Genomic DNA, 14,877 nt, shown 5'->3' on the forward strand with positions numbered 1-14,877 from the left:
GGGGCAGGCGCGCGTTCGACCGCGCTAGAGCCTTTTCCGTTCCGATGGAATCGGAACGGGGCTCTAGATTCTTGTTTTGACGCGTTTTCTTAACGCGAACCGGTATCCACTTCGCTCGAAAACGCTCTAGCGTGATCTCTTTCAGGCGACGTGCCGCTTGCCCGATTTATCCCACCCGATCGGGCTGACGACGACGCGGTCGCGGCCTTCATGCTTGGCTTGATAGAGCGCGAGGTCCGCGGCCTTGAGCAGATCGCGCGATGTGCGCTCGTGATCAGGGACGAGGCAGGACAATCCGATGCTGACGGTCGGTAACTCATGCTCGGATTCGCGCGCGGCCGTCAGCTTCGCCCGAATCTGCTCGGCAACTTCCAAGGCGCCTGCCTTGCCGATGCCGGGCAGCAGCACCGAGAACTCCTCACCGCCATAACGCGCGCCGAGATCGGTTGCGCGCTTGGTGCTGGCTGCGATGCAGCGCCCCACGGTGGCGAGCACGGCATCGCCGGCCTGATGTCCGTACGTGTCGTTGAACGCCTTGAAATGATCGACGTCGATCATCAGAAGCGAGACCGGCGCCTTTGCGCGCATGCCGCGACGCCATTCGACGTCAAGGGTATCGTCGAGGCGGCGGCGGTTGGCGAGGCCGGTCAGCGCATCGGTGCTGGCGAGGTGTGCGAGCCGGTCTTCCGCGGCGGCGCGTCGTTTGAGCGCGGCCAGCAGATAGAACATCAGGATGATCGCGAAGCCGCCGAGCGCGGCCACCACGCCGCCGATCAGCCACAACTGCTGCCACCAGTCGGCATAGATGCCGTCGAGCGAGAGACCCTCGGCGATGATCAGGCGGCGGTGTCCGACCTCCTGGAAGACATAGAGCCGGTTGACATGATCGACGATCGATTTCGTCATGTAGGAGCCGGATTGCCGTGCAGGATACTGCTTGAAGACCAGGGAGTCCCTGATGCTTTGCCCGATCTTGCTGATGTCGAACGGTGCCCGCATCAGTATGGCGCCGTCGGCGTTGAACAGCGCCATGCTGTCACCGGAGCCGAAATTCAGCTTGCGAAACAGATTGTGGAAGTAGCTGAGCCGCATGCTGCCGGCGACCACGCCAGCGAAAGACCTGTCGTCATTGCTGATGCGGCGGCTCAGGCTGATCAAATATTCGCCGTCCGAGGTGACCCACGGAGAACTGATGAACAGTCCGCTGTCCGCTCGCGTCCGATGCGCCCTGAAGAAGTCCCGATCGGCGAAATTTGCGGTCCGCGGCGTCAATGTTCTGGAATCGCGCGTGACGTCTCCTGCTGCATTCAGCACGAGGATCGAGCCGAGATCCTTGGCGGTGGAGGTGCGGTCGAACAGCACGACCTGGCGAAGCTCGGGACTGATCTTTCCGAGGTCCGGCAGCTTGACGCCATCGGCGACGGCTTGCAGCGAGAGGTCATAAAGCTCGATGGTGCGGTCGATCTCGCTGGCGATGGAGGCGATGAGGTTGGTCGCGCCTTCCTTTGCGTGCCGGTAGTCCTTGTCCGCCATCTCCCAGAGAATGGCGGCGCAGATCGCCGAAAAGCACAGGATGAGGCCTATTCCGAGCGCGAGCAGCCGTTTGGTCGGCACCGCCTTCGGCTTTTGCACAAGCCCGTTCATTGCTCGCTTCCAATTCCCCGCGCCCCCGCGCTCCGGGACTTTTCATAGGGAGATCAAATTGAGAAAGCCGACCTGAAGCGCGTGCAATTTGGGCCCGTGCGTTGGGAGAATCTTTACTAGAGCGTTTTCGAGCGAAGTGGACGCCGGTTCGCGTGAAGAACACGCGTCAAAACAGGAATCTAGAGCTTCGGTTCTGATTCAATCAGAACCGAAAATGCTCTAGCCGGGACTGCCCGCAGGGTTCCGGCGCATCGCGTGATCCGTTCAGGTTCCCGTCCGCCGCAGGTCCTAGGCGGCGTCGCTGCGCAGGTTGCGGAAGAACTGCTCGACCTCGCGCGACAGCGTCGCGGCGGTTGCGGTCAGATCGTTCGAGGCCGCGAGCACCGATTCCGCCGCCTTGCTGGTCTGGTCCATATCGTCGCGGAGCGAGCCGACATTGGTCACCAGGGTCTCGTTGCCCTGGGCGGCCATGTGCGCGTTGGCGGAGATTTCGCGCGTGGCGGCGTCCTGCTGGCCGATCGCGCTTGCGATGTTGGCGGTGACGTTGCTGATCTCGCGCACCGCCTGGCCGATCTCGCGCACGGCGGCCACCGAGTTGCGGGTCGAAGCCTGGATCAGGCCGACATTCTCGCTGATCTCGGCGGTTGCCTTCGCGGTCTGCCCGGCCAGCGCCTTGACCTCGTGCGCGACGACGGCGAAGCCGCGGCCGGCATCGCCGGCGCGGGCGGCCTCGATGGTGGCGTTCAGCGCGAGCAGGTTGGTCTGCTCGGCGATCGCCTGGATCAGGTTCAGCACGCCGTCGATGCGCTGGGTGGTGGCCGCAAGCCCCTCGATCTCGGTGATCGAGCGGTCGGTGCGCGCACCGGCCTGATCGACCGCGCCGGACGACTGCTTGACCTGACGGCCGATCTCCTCGACCGAGGCGGAGAGTTCTTCGGCCGCGCCCGCCACCGCGGCAACGTTGCTCGAGGCCTGTTCGGTCGCGCCTGCCGCCGCCACCGCGCGGCCGCTGGCGCCTGCCGCGACGTTTGCGATGGTCTGCGCGGTGTCGCGCATCGTGGTTGCGTTGTCCTGCACCGCGCGGAGCACCGATCCGATGGTGCTGCGGAACGTTTCGAGCGAGGTCTCGATATGCCGGCCGCGTGCATCGCGCGCCTCGGAGTCCTGCGCGACCTGGGCGTTCAGGCTGCGGTTGCGGTCCATCGCCTCCTGGAAGACCTTGATGGCGCCGGCCAGCGCACCGATCTCGTCGCGGCGGCCGACATGCGGCACTTCAACATGGTCGGCGCCCTCGGCGACGCGCTTGATGGTCGTGGTGATCTGCGACAGCGGGCGGGCCACCGAGCGGGCGATGATCAGCACGCCCAGCACCACCACGATCAGGGCCGCCGCGCCGAGCCCGGTCAGCAGCAGCGCCATTGCGCGGTTGGTGTCGGTCTGCTGCGCCAGCTTCTTGCTGCGCTCGGCGTAGACCTTGGAAAGTGCCTCGAGATCCTTGTTCAGCGCAGTGCGCACGTTGCGGTTGGCGTCGTTGTCGCCCCATTCACGCCCGGCTGCGGCGCCGATCTCGATGCCGCGGCGGACCAGCTCCTTGCGGAATTCGACGAATTGCTCGATGCGCTGCTTGAACACCGCGAACTGGCTGGCGTCGTCGGCTTGCACCAGGGTTTCCCAGTTCCTCACCACGCCGAGGATGCGCTCGTTGAACGCCAGCAGTCCGTCGCCGTATTTCTTCACCGCCGCCGGATCGGTCGACATGTAGATGCCGCGGGATTCCATCACCACGGCATAGACCAGCGAATTGACCCGCTCGACATTGAGCGCGGCACGGCTGGCGAGGTCGACGGCCTCGGTCAGCTCGGCGTTGCGCCGCGCGTTGTAGTCGGACAGCACGGTGATGGCCGCGGTCAGCGCCGCGATCAGCGCAAACGTCGAGTACAGCCTGGCAGCAAGCGAGAATCGGGATGCCATTGGAGGCCCGGATGTGGAGACGGGAGATGTGATGGGGGCGGGCATTGCGGGCACTCCAGGAGGCCGGGGAGCACCTTCGGCCGATTAAAGCTTATGCAAAACCTTCATGGACAATTTCTTAACGCGTGCGTTTTTTGCAGCCGCAACCCTTAAAATCTCTAAATAATCCCAATGTCTTATAGGGCGTTCTGAGCCCGCCGGGGGCCGGCCGCCTGCCGCGGTGACGATGACGGGACGCCATCACCATCAACACCTCCGGCGCGGAGGGCGAAGCTGGTGGCACGACTTTCGCAAAGTGGTGCTAGGCTATGCCGTCCCAGCCCGCGACGCGAATTCCCCATGCTCTATCGTCACACCATCGATGCCACCAACTATGCATTCGACGATCTGCGCATCCTGCTTGCCAAGGCCTCGCCGCCGCGTTCCGGCGACCGATTGGCCGGCATTGCAGCCGACAGTGCGGAGGAGATGATCGCCGCGCGGCTTGCGCTTGCCAACGTTCCGCTCAAGCAATTCCTCGATGAGCCTGTGATCCCCTATGAGGACGACGAAGTCACCCGGTTGATCCTCGACAGCCACGACGTGGCCGGCTTCCTGCCGGTGTCGTCGCTCACCGTCGGCGGCTTCCGCGACTGGTTGCTGTCGGATGCCGCCACCGGTGATGCGTTAAAGAGGATCTCGCGCGGCATCACGCCGGAGATGGTGGCGGCGGTGTCGAAGCTGATGCGCAACCAGGACCTGATCCTGGTCGCGAAGAAATGCGAGGTGACGACCCGCTTCCGCAATACCATCGGTTTGCGCGGGCGAATGAGCACGCGGCTGCAGCCGAACCATCCCTTCGACGACGCCAGGGGCATCACCGCCTCGATCCTGGACGGCCTGCTGCTGGGATCGGGCGATGCCTGCATCGGCATCAATCCGGCGAGCGACGATCCGAACGTCATCGGCACCCTGCTGCGGCTCTTGGACGACATCATCACGCGGCTGGAGATTCCGACGCAGGGTTGCGTGCTGACCCATGTCACGACCACGCTCGGATTGATCGGGCAGGGGCTGCCGGTCGATCTCGTATTCCAGTCGATCGCCGGCACCGAGGCAGCCAACCGCAGCTTCGGCGTCGACCTGTCGCTGCTGCGGGAGGCCCGCGAAGCCGGGCTGTCGCTGCGCCGCGGCACGGTCGGCGATAATGTGATGTATTTCGAGACCGGGCAGGGTTCGGCGCTGTCGGCCAACGCCCATCACCAGGTCGACCAGCAGACCTGTGAGGCGCGGGCCTATGCGGTGGCGCGCGCGTTCGATCCGCTGCTCGTCAACAGCGTGGTCGGCTTCATCGGTCCCGAATACCTCTATGACGGCAAGGAAATCATCCGCGCCGGGCTCGAGGATCATTTCTGCGGCAAGCTGCTCGGCCTGCCGCTCGGCGTCGACGTCTGCTACACCAACCACGCCGAGGCCGATCAGGACGACATGGACAATCTCCTGACGCTGCTGGCGGCCGCTGGTGTGAACTTCATCATTTGCGTGCCGGGCGCAGATGACGTTATGCTGAACTATCAGTCGACATCGTTTCACGACGCGCTCTACATCCGCGACCTGTTCGGCCTGAGGCGGGCGCCCGAATTCGACGACTGGCTGCTGCGCGCAGGCCTTGCCGGGCCGGACTTTCGCCTCGTTGCCGATGCGGAGCGGCTGCCCGACCTCACTGCCAGGCTCTTGACCTGAGGGGATAGCTAAATTCTGCAGAGCAACTATCTCGGCAGTGTGACGTTGGTAAGTGCCACAATGTTGAAGAATTTCTGGCCCAGCGTTCCGCGCTATGGTTAGATTTGCGGGTGCTTCGGGGTCATTCAATGAGAGCTGAGGGCATAAAGACAGCACGGCGTATCCTCTGCGTCTTTCCGCGCTATACGTCGTCGTTTGGGACCTTCGAGCACTCCTATCCCCTCACGGACGGTGTCAAGGCGTTCATGCCACCGCAGGGACTGCTGCTGATCGCGGCATACCTCCCCGAGAACTGGCTGGTTCGCTTCGTCGACGAGAACCTGCGTCCGGCGACGGCGGAGGATTTCGAGTGGGCAGAAGCCGTGTTCGTCAGCGGTATGCACATCCAGCGCCAGCAGATGAACGACATCTGCCACCGCGCGCATGACTATGGCCTGGCGGTCGCGATCGGGGGGCCGTCGGTCAGTGCCTGTCCGGACTACTATCCCTCGTTCGACTACCTTCATGTCGGTGAACTCGGGGACGCGACCAACGAACTGATCAAGCGCCTCGCGGAGGACACCAGCCGTCCTGCCGAGCAGGTGGTGCTCAAGACCCTCGATCGCCTGCCGATGACGGAATTCCCGCTGCCGGCCTACGAGCTCGCCGAAACCAAGAAGTACTTTCTCGGCAGCATCCAGTTCTCCTCGGGCTGCCCCTATCAGTGCGAGTTCTGCGACATCCCCGGGCTCTATGGCCGCAATCCGCGCCTGAAATCGCCGCAGCAGATCATCGCCGAGCTCGACAAGCTGCGTGCATGCGGCGCGACCGACACCGTCTATTTCGTCGACGACAATTTCATCGGCAACCGCAAGGCGGCAGCCGAACTGCTGCCGCATCTGATCGAGTGGCAGAAGCGGACCGGCTATGTCACACGCCTCGCCTGCGAGGCGACGCTCAACATCGCCAAGCGGCCCGAGATCCTGGAGAAGATGCGCGAAGCCTTCTTCGTGACGATCTTCGTCGGCATCGAGACGCCGGATCCCGACGCGCTGAAGGCGATGCACAAGGATCAGAACATGATGGTTCCGATCCTGGAAGGCGTGCGCACCATCAATTCCTTCGGCATGGAGGTCGTCTCCGGCATCATCATGGGGCTCGATACCGACAAGCCGCAGACCGGTGACGCGCTGCTCTCCTTTGTCGAGGAGTCCCGGATTCCGCTCCTCACCATCAACCTGCTGCAGGCGCTGCCGAAGACGCCGCTGTGGGATCGCCTCGAAAAGGCGGGACGGCTGATCGATGACGACAGCCGCGACTCCAACGTGCAGTTTCTGCTGCCCTACGAGGACGTGGTCAGTTCCTGGCGCAAATGCATGGAGCTCGCCTACGAGCCCGAGACGCTGTTTAAGCGCTACCAGCACCAATGCGAATATACCTATGCCAACCGCATCAAGGTGCCGGTCAGCCCGGAGATGAAGAGCTGGGCCAATATCCGGCGCGGGCTGATCATGCTGCGCAACATCTTCTGGAAGGTCGGCGTGCTCGGCGACTACAAGCGCGTGTTCTGGAAGTTTGCGCTCGGCCGGCTCAAGCGCGGCGACATCGAGGGGCTGATCTCGGCGACCCTGGTGGCACATCACTTGATCACGTTTGCGCGTGCAGCCTCCAGCGGCCGACAGAACGCCTCGAACTACTCGCTCCGGCTGCGCGAGGCTTCCGTTCCCGCTGAATAGCAGCATGACAACACCGCCGGCGCCATCGTCCCCTTCGCCAATGTCCGCTTCGCTTGCTGATCTGCGCGAACTCACGCCGGCGCGCGTCGGTCTCGGCCGGTCCGGGGCCAGCCTACCGACCAATGCGCTGCTCGCATTCACGCTCGATCACGCCCGCGCCCGCGATGCCGTCCACGCGGCCTTCGATCTCGGCGGGATTGCCGCCGGTCTTGCCGGCCTCGGCATCACACCGCTCGAAGTGTCGAGCCAGGCGCAGAGCCGGCGCGACTATCTGCGCCGGCCCGATCTCGGACGCATGCTGGATTCCGCTTCGAGGCGGTCGCTCGAGAGCAGCGGCGTCACCGCGTGCTCCTGCGCCATCGTGATCGGCGACGGCCTGTCGCCGACCGCGGTCAATGTGCACGCCGTCGAACTGATCCGGCATCTCGCGCCGCGGCTTAAGGCCGACGGGATCGACGCCGGCGCGGTGATCGCAGCATCGGGCGCGCGGGTCGCGCTGGGTGACGAGATCGGCACGATCCTCGGCGCGCGCATGCTGGTGATGCTGATCGGCGAACGGCCCGGCCTGTCCGCGCCGGACAGTCTGGGCGCCTATCTCACCTTCGCGCCGCGAATCGGCCTCACCGATGCCGACCGCAACTGCATCTCCAACATCCACCGCGCCGGGCTGAGCTATGCGGAAGCCGCATTCAGGATCGCCTGGCTTGTGCGTGAGGGCCTGGCACGCCAGATCACCGGGGTCGCGTTGAAAGATGAAAGCGGCGGTGGATCGTCCAGGAATGCGCTACCGGGGTGTGGCAAATCAGATACTTGACGGCGGTTTTCGGCAGTTCCCGGCCGATTTAACGTGTTGCTCGCGCTTGCGAGCAAGGGGGCGGACCTGTAAAACCGCGCCGGTCAATATTCGCGTGTTTTCAAGGACTAGCGCCGATCAGTCGCGCTCGCGAGCCTCATTCGCGCCCCATAACCCAAGCTAGACAGATCGCGCCGCTTCAGAACTGGACAGGGCATGCTCGAGAAGAATTCCGAAAGTCGGGTCCACGTCGAGAAGATCGAGGAGCCGCGGCCGGGGACTAGCATCGCATTCGGGTTGGAGCGTATCGGCCTGATCGCGATCAAGGCGCCGGTCCTGTCTGTCATCATTCTGCTGGCGCTGATGGTCGCGGCCGTTTTCGGCATCGAGCGGATCAAGATCGACGACTCGCTCAGCCAGTTGTTCCGTTCCAATTCCAAGGACTACAAGCAGTACGAAGCGGTCACCAAGCGCTTCCCGGCAACCGAGTTCGACGTGCTGGTCGTGGTCGAGGGCAAGACGCTGCTTGCTCGCGAGAACCTCGAAAAGATCCGCGACATGGTCACCGACCTGCAGCTGGTCGAGGGCGTGCGCGGCTTGGTCTCGCTTTTTTCGGCGCGCCAGGCGCCCGAGCCCGGCAAATTGCCGGCCGCACTGTTCCCGTCGGAACTGCCGCAAGGCGCCGCCTACGATAAATTCGTCGAGACCGTCAAATCCAACGAGATCATTCGCGGCAAGCTGCTGTCCGAGGATGGAACGCTCGCACTGATCGTGTTGTCGCTCGAGCCTGAGGTTGTCGGCAGCAACAAGCTCAGCAAGGTCGTCGCGGACATGAGAAAGATCATGGCCGATGATCTCGGCGGTAGCGGGCTCAACGCCCAGCTCTCCGGCGTTCCGGTCATGCAGCTCGAGATCCGCAACGCGGTCAAGCGCGACGGGCTGACCTACAATATCCTCGGCATTCTGGCCGGCTGCATCATCGCCATCATCTTCTTCCGCAAGATATCGTTCATGGTGGTCGCCGCGTTCCCGCCGATCATTGCGATCCTGCTCGCGCTCGGCGGCCTCGGCTGGGCCGGCTTCAATCTCAACATGTTCCTGAACGTGATGACGCCGCTCATCATGGTGATCAGCTTCTCCGACTCGATGCAGCTGACGTTTGCGGCACGCGACCGCCTGATCGCCGGCCAGGACAAGTACACCGCGTTCAAGAACGCGGTGATGGTGGTCGGTCCGGCTTGCGTGCTCACTCATGGCACCGCCGGCATCTCGTTCATCGCGCTGCAATTCTCGAATTCCGAACTGATCCGCAAATTCGGCGAGGCCGGGCTCGCAGCTACCATCATCGCGCTGATCGCGGTGCTGTCGCTGGTGCCTGCGTTCGGAGTGCTTCTGGTACGCAACGAAAAGGTGTTCGCGGTCAAATTCCAGGGCGCCGACGCCGGTGTCCAGGCGCTGCGCAATTTCTGCTACTGGATCGCGGTGCGCATGGTGGGCCGTCCCGGGCTGTTCAGCCTGCTCGCGCTGATCCTGGTCGGTGGCCTCGGCATCATCTACGCCAATCTCGAGCCGCGCTACCGGCTCGCCGATCAGGTGCCGGACAAGCGGCAGGCCGTGGCGGCCTCGAGCCGGCTCGACGCCAAGCTGACCGGCGCCAATCCGGTCGACGTGCTGATCGAATTCCCCAAGGGCCAATCGCTGTACTCGCCGGAGACCTTGAAGACGATCGCCGACGTCCACGCGATGGTCGAAACAGCGGCGGGCGTCGGCAACGTCTGGTCGCTGGAAACCTTGCGGCGCTGGCTCGCCGAAAAGGCCGGCAGTAATGACGTCGCGACGCTGAAGGAATATGTTGGCGTGATTCCCGAGCATCTGGTCCGCCGCTTCATCTCCGCGGATCAGGATGCGGTCGTGGTGTCGGGACGGGTTCCGGATCTCGACTCGAGCCAGCTGCTTCCGGTGGTGAACAAGCTTGATAGCTCGCTGGACAAGGTGCGCGCCGAGCACCCCGGTTACGAGATCGCAGTCACCGGCCTGTCGGTGATCGCCGCGCGCAACAGCGCCAACATGATCGAAAAATTGAACCGCGGCCTGACCGTCGAATTTCTGCTGGTGGCGGTTTTCATCGGGCTGGCATTCCGCTCCGTCGTGGTGATGTTCTCCTGCATCCTGCCCGGCATCTTCCCCGTGGTGCTGTCAGGCACCGTGCTGTGGCTGCTCGGGGAGGGGCTGCAATTCGCCAGCGTGGTGGCATTGACGGTGTCGTTCGGCCTCGGGCTGAGCGCCACCATCCACTTCCTCAACCGGTTGCGGCTCGAGACCAAGCCGGGCGTCTCGCCGGAGCTTGCGGTGGAGCGTGCCACCGTGCTGGTCGGCCCCGCACTGATCCTCACTACGGTGGTGCTGGCCTGCGGCCTCGTCGTCACCGTGTTCTCCGACCTGCCGTCGCTGCGCCTGTTCGGCTGGCTCAGCGCCTTCTCGATGGTCGCAGCGCTGGTCGCAGACCTTTTCATCCTGCGGCCGACCTCGATGTTCCTAATCAACCTGTCGCAGAAGCTCCGCGGCAAGGGCGGGCAACCGGCGCCGATCGAAAAGGCCTGATCGGCGGACAATAAAAGGCCGCGCAAAATAAAGGCCCGGTTCCGAAGTCGTCGGAACCGGGCTTTTTTGTTCGCCGGAGAAATCGGTCGGGGAGCGTCAGCTCTTCGTCATCGTGATCGAGACGCCGCGAATCTCACCCTTGGAGTCGATCTGCACGACCTGCTTGGAGCCGTTGGTCTGCAGGTTCAGGTTTGCGGCAAAGCCGGACGCCTCGACGAACACGTCGATCCGCCCGCCGCCGGCGGTGCCCTGCAAATTGCCGAAGATGTTGCGGCTGGCCTCGCTCCAATTGCCGGAGATCCGGTCGCCCTGGCTGGTGACGTCGCTGGAAAGGTCGAACTTGTAGCTGTCGCTCGCGCAATGCAGGCTCTGCTTCAGGCTCAGGCCCGAGGGCGCGACCTTGTAATCCGCCTTGCAACGAATGCGTTCGGTGGTGCCGTTGGACAACGCCACCGTGCCGGTTCCGGTCCAGGAGCCGGCAAAACCGGCGAACGGGCCGCTGGCCTGGGCATGGACTGCGGAGGCGGACATCATGAGCGCGGCGCCGACGCCCACAGCCCTGAGAGCCTGCCCAGAAAGGCTGGAACCAAACAGTGTCATTGTGAATTTTCCCATCAAAATCAACGCTTCCTTCGCAAGAAAGCGTCTCGCCGCATCGAAGTTTAGTGTCACCGAAGAATGTTAGGTTCAAACGACAGAACGGCGTGCGCGACGCCGATATTGTCATCGAACAGAATCAGAAACCTCCGGCTCGCATGGCATCTAGCCTAGCTACGCGCAAGCGCGATCCGCAATCGCCAAACGCGACAAAGTGATGGCGCGAATCGTCTTTTAGATTCAATAGCTTATGCGGGGGTTTACAGCGCCGTAAATTTAGCCGCATTTAACAGTGCTTGTCGTCAATCCATTGCCGCGTTACGTGGCGTCTGCAATCCCAAAAATCCGTCCCGGCCATGCCGAACCGCTTTTCGGGAACAGATTTTCTGCTGTCGGAAATGAAGGAATACGATGCGTAAATTTCTCCTGGCACTTGCCCTGTTGTCGATCCCGCTCTCATCCGGCGCCTTCGCCCAGCAGCAGCAGCGCGGTACGCCCGATGAGCAGAAGGCCTGCACGCGCGACGTGCAGCGTCACTGCCGCTCCGTGATCGATCAAGGCGATTTCACCATTCTCGCCTGCCTGCAGCAGAACCGCACCAAGATCAGCGCGGCCTGCGACCAGGTGCTGAAGACCCACGGCCAATAAGGCCGCTTCAGGTCTCTTGGACCGCCGCAAGGCCCGTGAACGGCATTCCTGCCGGCCACGGGCCGGGTATGCTGGCGGTCACAGATAGCATTGGTTTTGGTGGCGTATTCCCCTATATGGGGCTCGCAAATCCCCGCATGCGCCTGACCATTCGCGCCTGCGTCGTGCCATGACCAGTGTAGCCCAAATTTCCCATGACCACCGCGAGCGACCTGCGATCCGGAAAGACCCACCGCGACGAGAATTTCCCGGTCGCGTCGTGGATCATTCATCCGCGGCATCGCGCCCTGATCCTGGCCTTCTATAACTTCGTCCGCACCGCCGACGATATCGCCGATCACGCGACGCTGCCGGCCGACGAGAAGCTGCGCTACCTCGACCTCATGGAGGCCGAGCTGCTCGGCAATGGCGATACCCAGAAGGAGGCGGTCAATCTGCGCCGGGCGCTTGCCGAGCGCGGTATGCCGCCGCGGCATGCGCTCGACGTGTTGGTGGCGTTCCGTCTCGATGTCACCAAGCTGCGTTACGAAAACTGGGATGATGTGATCGACTATTGCCGCTACTCGGCGATGCCGGTCGGGCGATTCATGCTCGACGTGCACGGCGAGGACATCTCGACCTGGGCGGCGTCGGATGCGCTCTGCGCCGGCCTGCAGATCAACAATCATCTGCAGGACTGCGGCAAGGACTACAGGAATCTGAACCGCGTCTACCTGCCGCGCGATGCGCTGGCCGCGGTGGGCGCGACCGTCGAGATGCTCGGCGAGGCGAAATCGCCGCCGGCCTTGCTCGGATGCCTGCAGGCGCTCGCGGTGCGCACTGCGACGCTGCTCGACGAGAGCAAGTCGCTCGCCGCCGAGGTGAAGGATTTCAGGCTCGGCCTCGAGATCTCGGTGATCCAGGCCTTCGCCGACAAGATCGTCAACATGCTGAAGGTGCGCGATCCGCTGAGCGAGCGGGTGCATCTCGGCCCGGTCGAACTGCTGCTGCAGAGCCTTGGCGGCGTCGCCGGCGAGACCGCCCGGCGCGCGATCGGACGGCGTGCGGTCTCCAGGACGGCGGCAGGCGCATGAGTGTCGAGGCGGCGGCCAACGCAAATTACGGAAGCACCGCATCGGGCAGCTCGTTCTATGCCGCGATGCGCGTCCTGCCGCGCGCGCAGCGCGAGGCGATGTTCCAGATCTACAGCTTCTGCCGGCAGGTCGACGACATCGCCGATTCCGACGGCCCGCGGCCGGAGCGGCTGGCCGCGCTGCAGCAGTGGCGCGACGATATCGACGCGCTCTATGCGGGGCATCCGCCGGAGCGGCTGAAGGATTACGTGGCCTCGGTGAAGACCTTCGGGCTGAAGCGCGAGGATTTCGTCGCGATCGTCGACGGCATGGAGATGGACGTGCCGCAGGATATCCGCGCGCCGGATCTTGCGACGCTCGACCTGTATTGCGATCGCGTCGCGAGCGCGGTCGGCCGGCTGTCGGTGCGCGTGTTCGGCCTGCCCGAGGACGACGGCATCGAACTCGCGTATCACCTCGGCCGCGCGCTGCAGCTCACCAACATCCTGCGCGACATCGACGAGGACGCCGGCCTCGGCCGCCTCTATCTGCCGCGCGAATGGCTCTGGCACGCCGGCATCACCAATAACGATCCGGCCCGCGTCACCGCCGACCGCGCGCTCCCGAAAGTGTGCGCGCCGCTGGCCGAGCGCGCCAAGATGCATTTCCAGAAGTCCGACGAGATCATGAAGCGCAATTCGCGCCGCGCGGTGCGCGCGCCGCGCATCATGTCGAAATACTACCGCGCGATCCTCGATCTCCTGATCGCGCGCGGCTTCACTGCGCCGCGCGCGCCGGTGCGTGTGTCCAAGGCGGCCAAGATCGGCATTCTTCTTCGTTACGCGATCATCTGATGCAAAAGACCGTTCATATCATCGGTGCCGGCATTTCCGGCCTCTCCGCGGCCATGCGGCTTGCCAATGGCGGCTACAAAGTGTGCGTTCACGAGGCGACGCAGCAGGCCGGCGGCCGCTGCCGTTCCTATTTCGACGCCGCCACCAATCTGACCATCGACAACGGCAATCATCTCTTGCTGTCGGGCAACCGCCATGCGCTGAACTACGCGCGCTCGATCGGCACCGAAGCCGGCCTGGTGGGACCCGCGCGCGCGCAGTTTCCGTTCGTCGATCTTGCCGGCGGCCAGCGCTGGCAGCTCGACCTTGGCGACTCCCGCTTACCGCTGTGGGTGTTCGACGAGGCGCGCCGCGTCCCGGACACCACCCTGCGCGATTATCTAGCATTGGCGCCGCTGGCCTGGGCCGGTACCGGAGCGCTGGTCGGCAACACCATTCCCTGCAAGGGCACGCTGTATGACCGCCTGGTGCAGCCGCTGCTGCTGGCTGCGCTGAACGTCGATCCGCCGGAGGGCTCGGCCGGGCTTGCCGGCGCCATCGTGCGCGAGACGCTGCTCGCCGGCGGGCAGGCCTGCCGTCCGCTGATCGCGCGCGACGGCCTGAGCTCGGTCCTGATCGAGCCGGCGGTGAAGCTGCTGCAGGAGCGGGGCAACAGCGTCCAGTTCAGTCACGAATTGCGTGCACTCGTCATGTCGGGTGATCGCGTCAGCGAGCTCGACTTCGGCGGTGGCGACAAGATCGCGCTGGCGGCCGGCGATGCCCTGGTGCTGGCGGTGCCGCCGCGCGCCGCGGCCACGCTGCTGCCCGGGCTGAAAACGCCGACCAAATTCCGCGCCATTGTGAATGCGCATTTCCGCGTCGATCCGCCGCGCGATGCCGCGCCCATTCTCGGCGTGGTCGGCGGGCTCGTGGAATGGCTGTTCGCCTTCCCGCAACGGCTGTCGGTGACGATCAGCAATGGCGACCGCCTGGTCGACATGCCGCGCGAGGAGCTCGCGCAGGCGATCTGGCGCGACATATGCAAGGCATCGGGCGTGTCCGGTGACCTGCCGCCGTGGCAGATCGTGCGCGAGCGCCGCGCCACATTCGAGGCGACGCCGGAGCAGAATGCCCTGCGTCCGGGGCCCGCGACGGCGCAAAAAAACCTGTTCCTTGCCGGCGACTGGACTGCTACCGGGTTGCCGGCAACCATCGAGGGATCGGTGCGGTCGGGGGATCGCGCCGCCGATCTGGTTTTGGCCCGGCGCTAGATTCGACCTATTGGAGCGACGCCGGCCAGC

At 64.2% G+C, this 14,877-nt stretch carries 11 protein-coding genes; 8 read left to right on the forward strand and 3 right to left on the reverse strand.

Annotated features, from left to right (window positions below; translation table 11 throughout):
* Positions 1-141 precede the first annotated feature (141 nt).
* Together HAP48_RS30845 and HAP48_RS30850 are read right to left on the reverse strand one after the other, a co-directional pair.
* A complete protein-coding gene (locus HAP48_RS30845; RefSeq protein ID WP_166203691.1) occupies positions 142-1,644 on the reverse strand; it encodes a sensor domain-containing diguanylate cyclase in 1,503 nt (500 codons plus the stop codon).
* Positions 1,645-1,932: 288 nt separating this feature from the next.
* Positions 1,933-3,615 (reverse strand): methyl-accepting chemotaxis protein, encoded by a 1,683-nt coding sequence (locus HAP48_RS30850; RefSeq protein WP_166203692.1) that lies wholly within the window; start codon positions 3,613-3,615, stop codon positions 1,933-1,935.
* A 339-nt stretch (positions 3,616-3,954) separates the two neighbouring features.
* On the opposite strand from HAP48_RS30850, the gene HAP48_RS30855 reads away from it, so the two are divergent.
* The 4 genes from HAP48_RS30855 (at position 3,955) to HAP48_RS30870 (ending at position 10,446) form a co-directional block, all read left to right on the forward strand.
* Positions 3,955-5,337, forward strand: coding sequence for an ethanolamine ammonia-lyase subunit EutB (locus tag HAP48_RS30855; RefSeq protein ID WP_166203693.1), 1,383 nt, complete (start codon positions 3,955-3,957; stop codon positions 5,335-5,337).
* A 128-nt stretch (positions 5,338-5,465) separates the two neighbouring features.
* Complete coding sequence (locus HAP48_RS30860) at positions 5,466-7,052, forward strand: B12-binding domain-containing radical SAM protein (protein WP_166203694.1); 1,587 nt, start codon at positions 5,466-5,468, stop codon at positions 7,050-7,052.
* 4 nt (positions 7,053-7,056) lie between these two features.
* Positions 7,057-7,866, forward strand: coding sequence for an ethanolamine ammonia-lyase subunit EutC (gene eutC, locus HAP48_RS30865; protein WP_175612240.1), 810 nt, complete (start codon positions 7,057-7,059; stop codon positions 7,864-7,866).
* A 195-nt stretch (positions 7,867-8,061) separates the two neighbouring features.
* Positions 8,062-10,446, forward strand: coding sequence for an efflux RND transporter permease subunit (locus tag HAP48_RS30870; RefSeq protein WP_166203696.1), 2,385 nt, complete (start codon positions 8,062-8,064; stop codon positions 10,444-10,446).
* A gap of 96 nt (positions 10,447-10,542) precedes the next feature.
* Here HAP48_RS30870 and HAP48_RS30875 read toward each other — a convergent pair whose 3' ends face one another.
* On the reverse strand, positions 10,543-11,046 hold the full coding sequence (locus HAP48_RS30875; RefSeq protein ID WP_166203697.1) for a hypothetical protein: 504 nt from the start codon (positions 11,044-11,046) through the stop codon (positions 10,543-10,545).
* 408 nt (positions 11,047-11,454) lie between these two features.
* Between HAP48_RS30875 and HAP48_RS30880 the strand changes: the two genes are divergently transcribed.
* From HAP48_RS30880 to hpnE, 4 genes are all read left to right on the forward strand, one after another.
* The gene (locus tag HAP48_RS30880) at positions 11,455-11,691 is read left to right on the forward strand and encodes a hypothetical protein (RefSeq protein ID WP_166203698.1); all 237 of its coding nucleotides are present in this window, start codon (positions 11,455-11,457) and stop codon (positions 11,689-11,691) included.
* Positions 11,692-11,885: 194 nt separating this feature from the next.
* The gene (hpnC, locus tag HAP48_RS30885; protein WP_166203699.1) at positions 11,886-12,764 is read left to right on the forward strand and encodes a squalene synthase HpnC; all 879 of its coding nucleotides are present in this window, start codon (positions 11,886-11,888) and stop codon (positions 12,762-12,764) included.
* Positions 12,761-13,597: a presqualene diphosphate synthase HpnD gene (gene hpnD, locus HAP48_RS30890; RefSeq protein ID WP_166203700.1), complete on the forward strand. Its 837-nt coding sequence runs from the start codon at positions 12,761-12,763 to the stop codon at positions 13,595-13,597. Before hpnC ends, hpnD begins: the two co-directional genes overlap by 4 nt.
* On the forward strand, positions 13,597-14,847 hold the full coding sequence (gene hpnE, locus HAP48_RS30895; RefSeq protein WP_166203701.1) for a hydroxysqualene dehydroxylase HpnE: 1,251 nt from the start codon (positions 13,597-13,599) through the stop codon (positions 14,845-14,847). Before hpnD ends, hpnE begins: the two co-directional genes overlap by 1 nt.
* Positions 14,848-14,877: the final 30 nt, after the last annotated feature.

The sequence above is a fragment of the Bradyrhizobium septentrionale genome (assembly GCF_011516645.4).
Taxonomy (GTDB): domain Bacteria; phylum Pseudomonadota; class Alphaproteobacteria; order Rhizobiales; family Xanthobacteraceae; genus Bradyrhizobium; species Bradyrhizobium septentrionale.

Coding starts and splice junctions, on each gene's coding strand:
- HAP48_RS30845 (WP_166203691.1), bottom strand. CDS start 1,644: ATGAACGGGCTTGTGCAAAAGCCGAAGGCGGTGCCGACCAAACGGCTG.
- HAP48_RS30850 (WP_166203692.1), bottom strand. CDS start 3,615: ATGGCATCCCGATTCTCGCTTGCTGCCAGGCTGTACTCGACGTTTGCG.
- HAP48_RS30855 (WP_166203693.1), top strand. CDS start 3,955: ATGCTCTATCGTCACACCATCGATGCCACCAACTATGCATTCGACGAT.
- HAP48_RS30860 (WP_166203694.1), top strand. CDS start 5,466: ATGAGAGCTGAGGGCATAAAGACAGCACGGCGTATCCTCTGCGTCTTT.
- eutC (WP_175612240.1), top strand. CDS start 7,057: ATGACAACACCGCCGGCGCCATCGTCCCCTTCGCCAATGTCCGCTTCG.
- HAP48_RS30870 (WP_166203696.1), top strand. CDS start 8,062: ATGCTCGAGAAGAATTCCGAAAGTCGGGTCCACGTCGAGAAGATCGAG.
- HAP48_RS30875 (WP_166203697.1), bottom strand. CDS start 11,046: ATGACACTGTTTGGTTCCAGCCTTTCTGGGCAGGCTCTCAGGGCTGTG.
- HAP48_RS30880 (WP_166203698.1), top strand. CDS start 11,455: ATGCGTAAATTTCTCCTGGCACTTGCCCTGTTGTCGATCCCGCTCTCA.
- hpnC (WP_166203699.1), top strand. CDS start 11,886: ATGACCACCGCGAGCGACCTGCGATCCGGAAAGACCCACCGCGACGAG.
- hpnD (WP_166203700.1), top strand. CDS start 12,761: ATGAGTGTCGAGGCGGCGGCCAACGCAAATTACGGAAGCACCGCATCG.
- hpnE (WP_166203701.1), top strand. CDS start 13,597: ATGCAAAAGACCGTTCATATCATCGGTGCCGGCATTTCCGGCCTCTCC.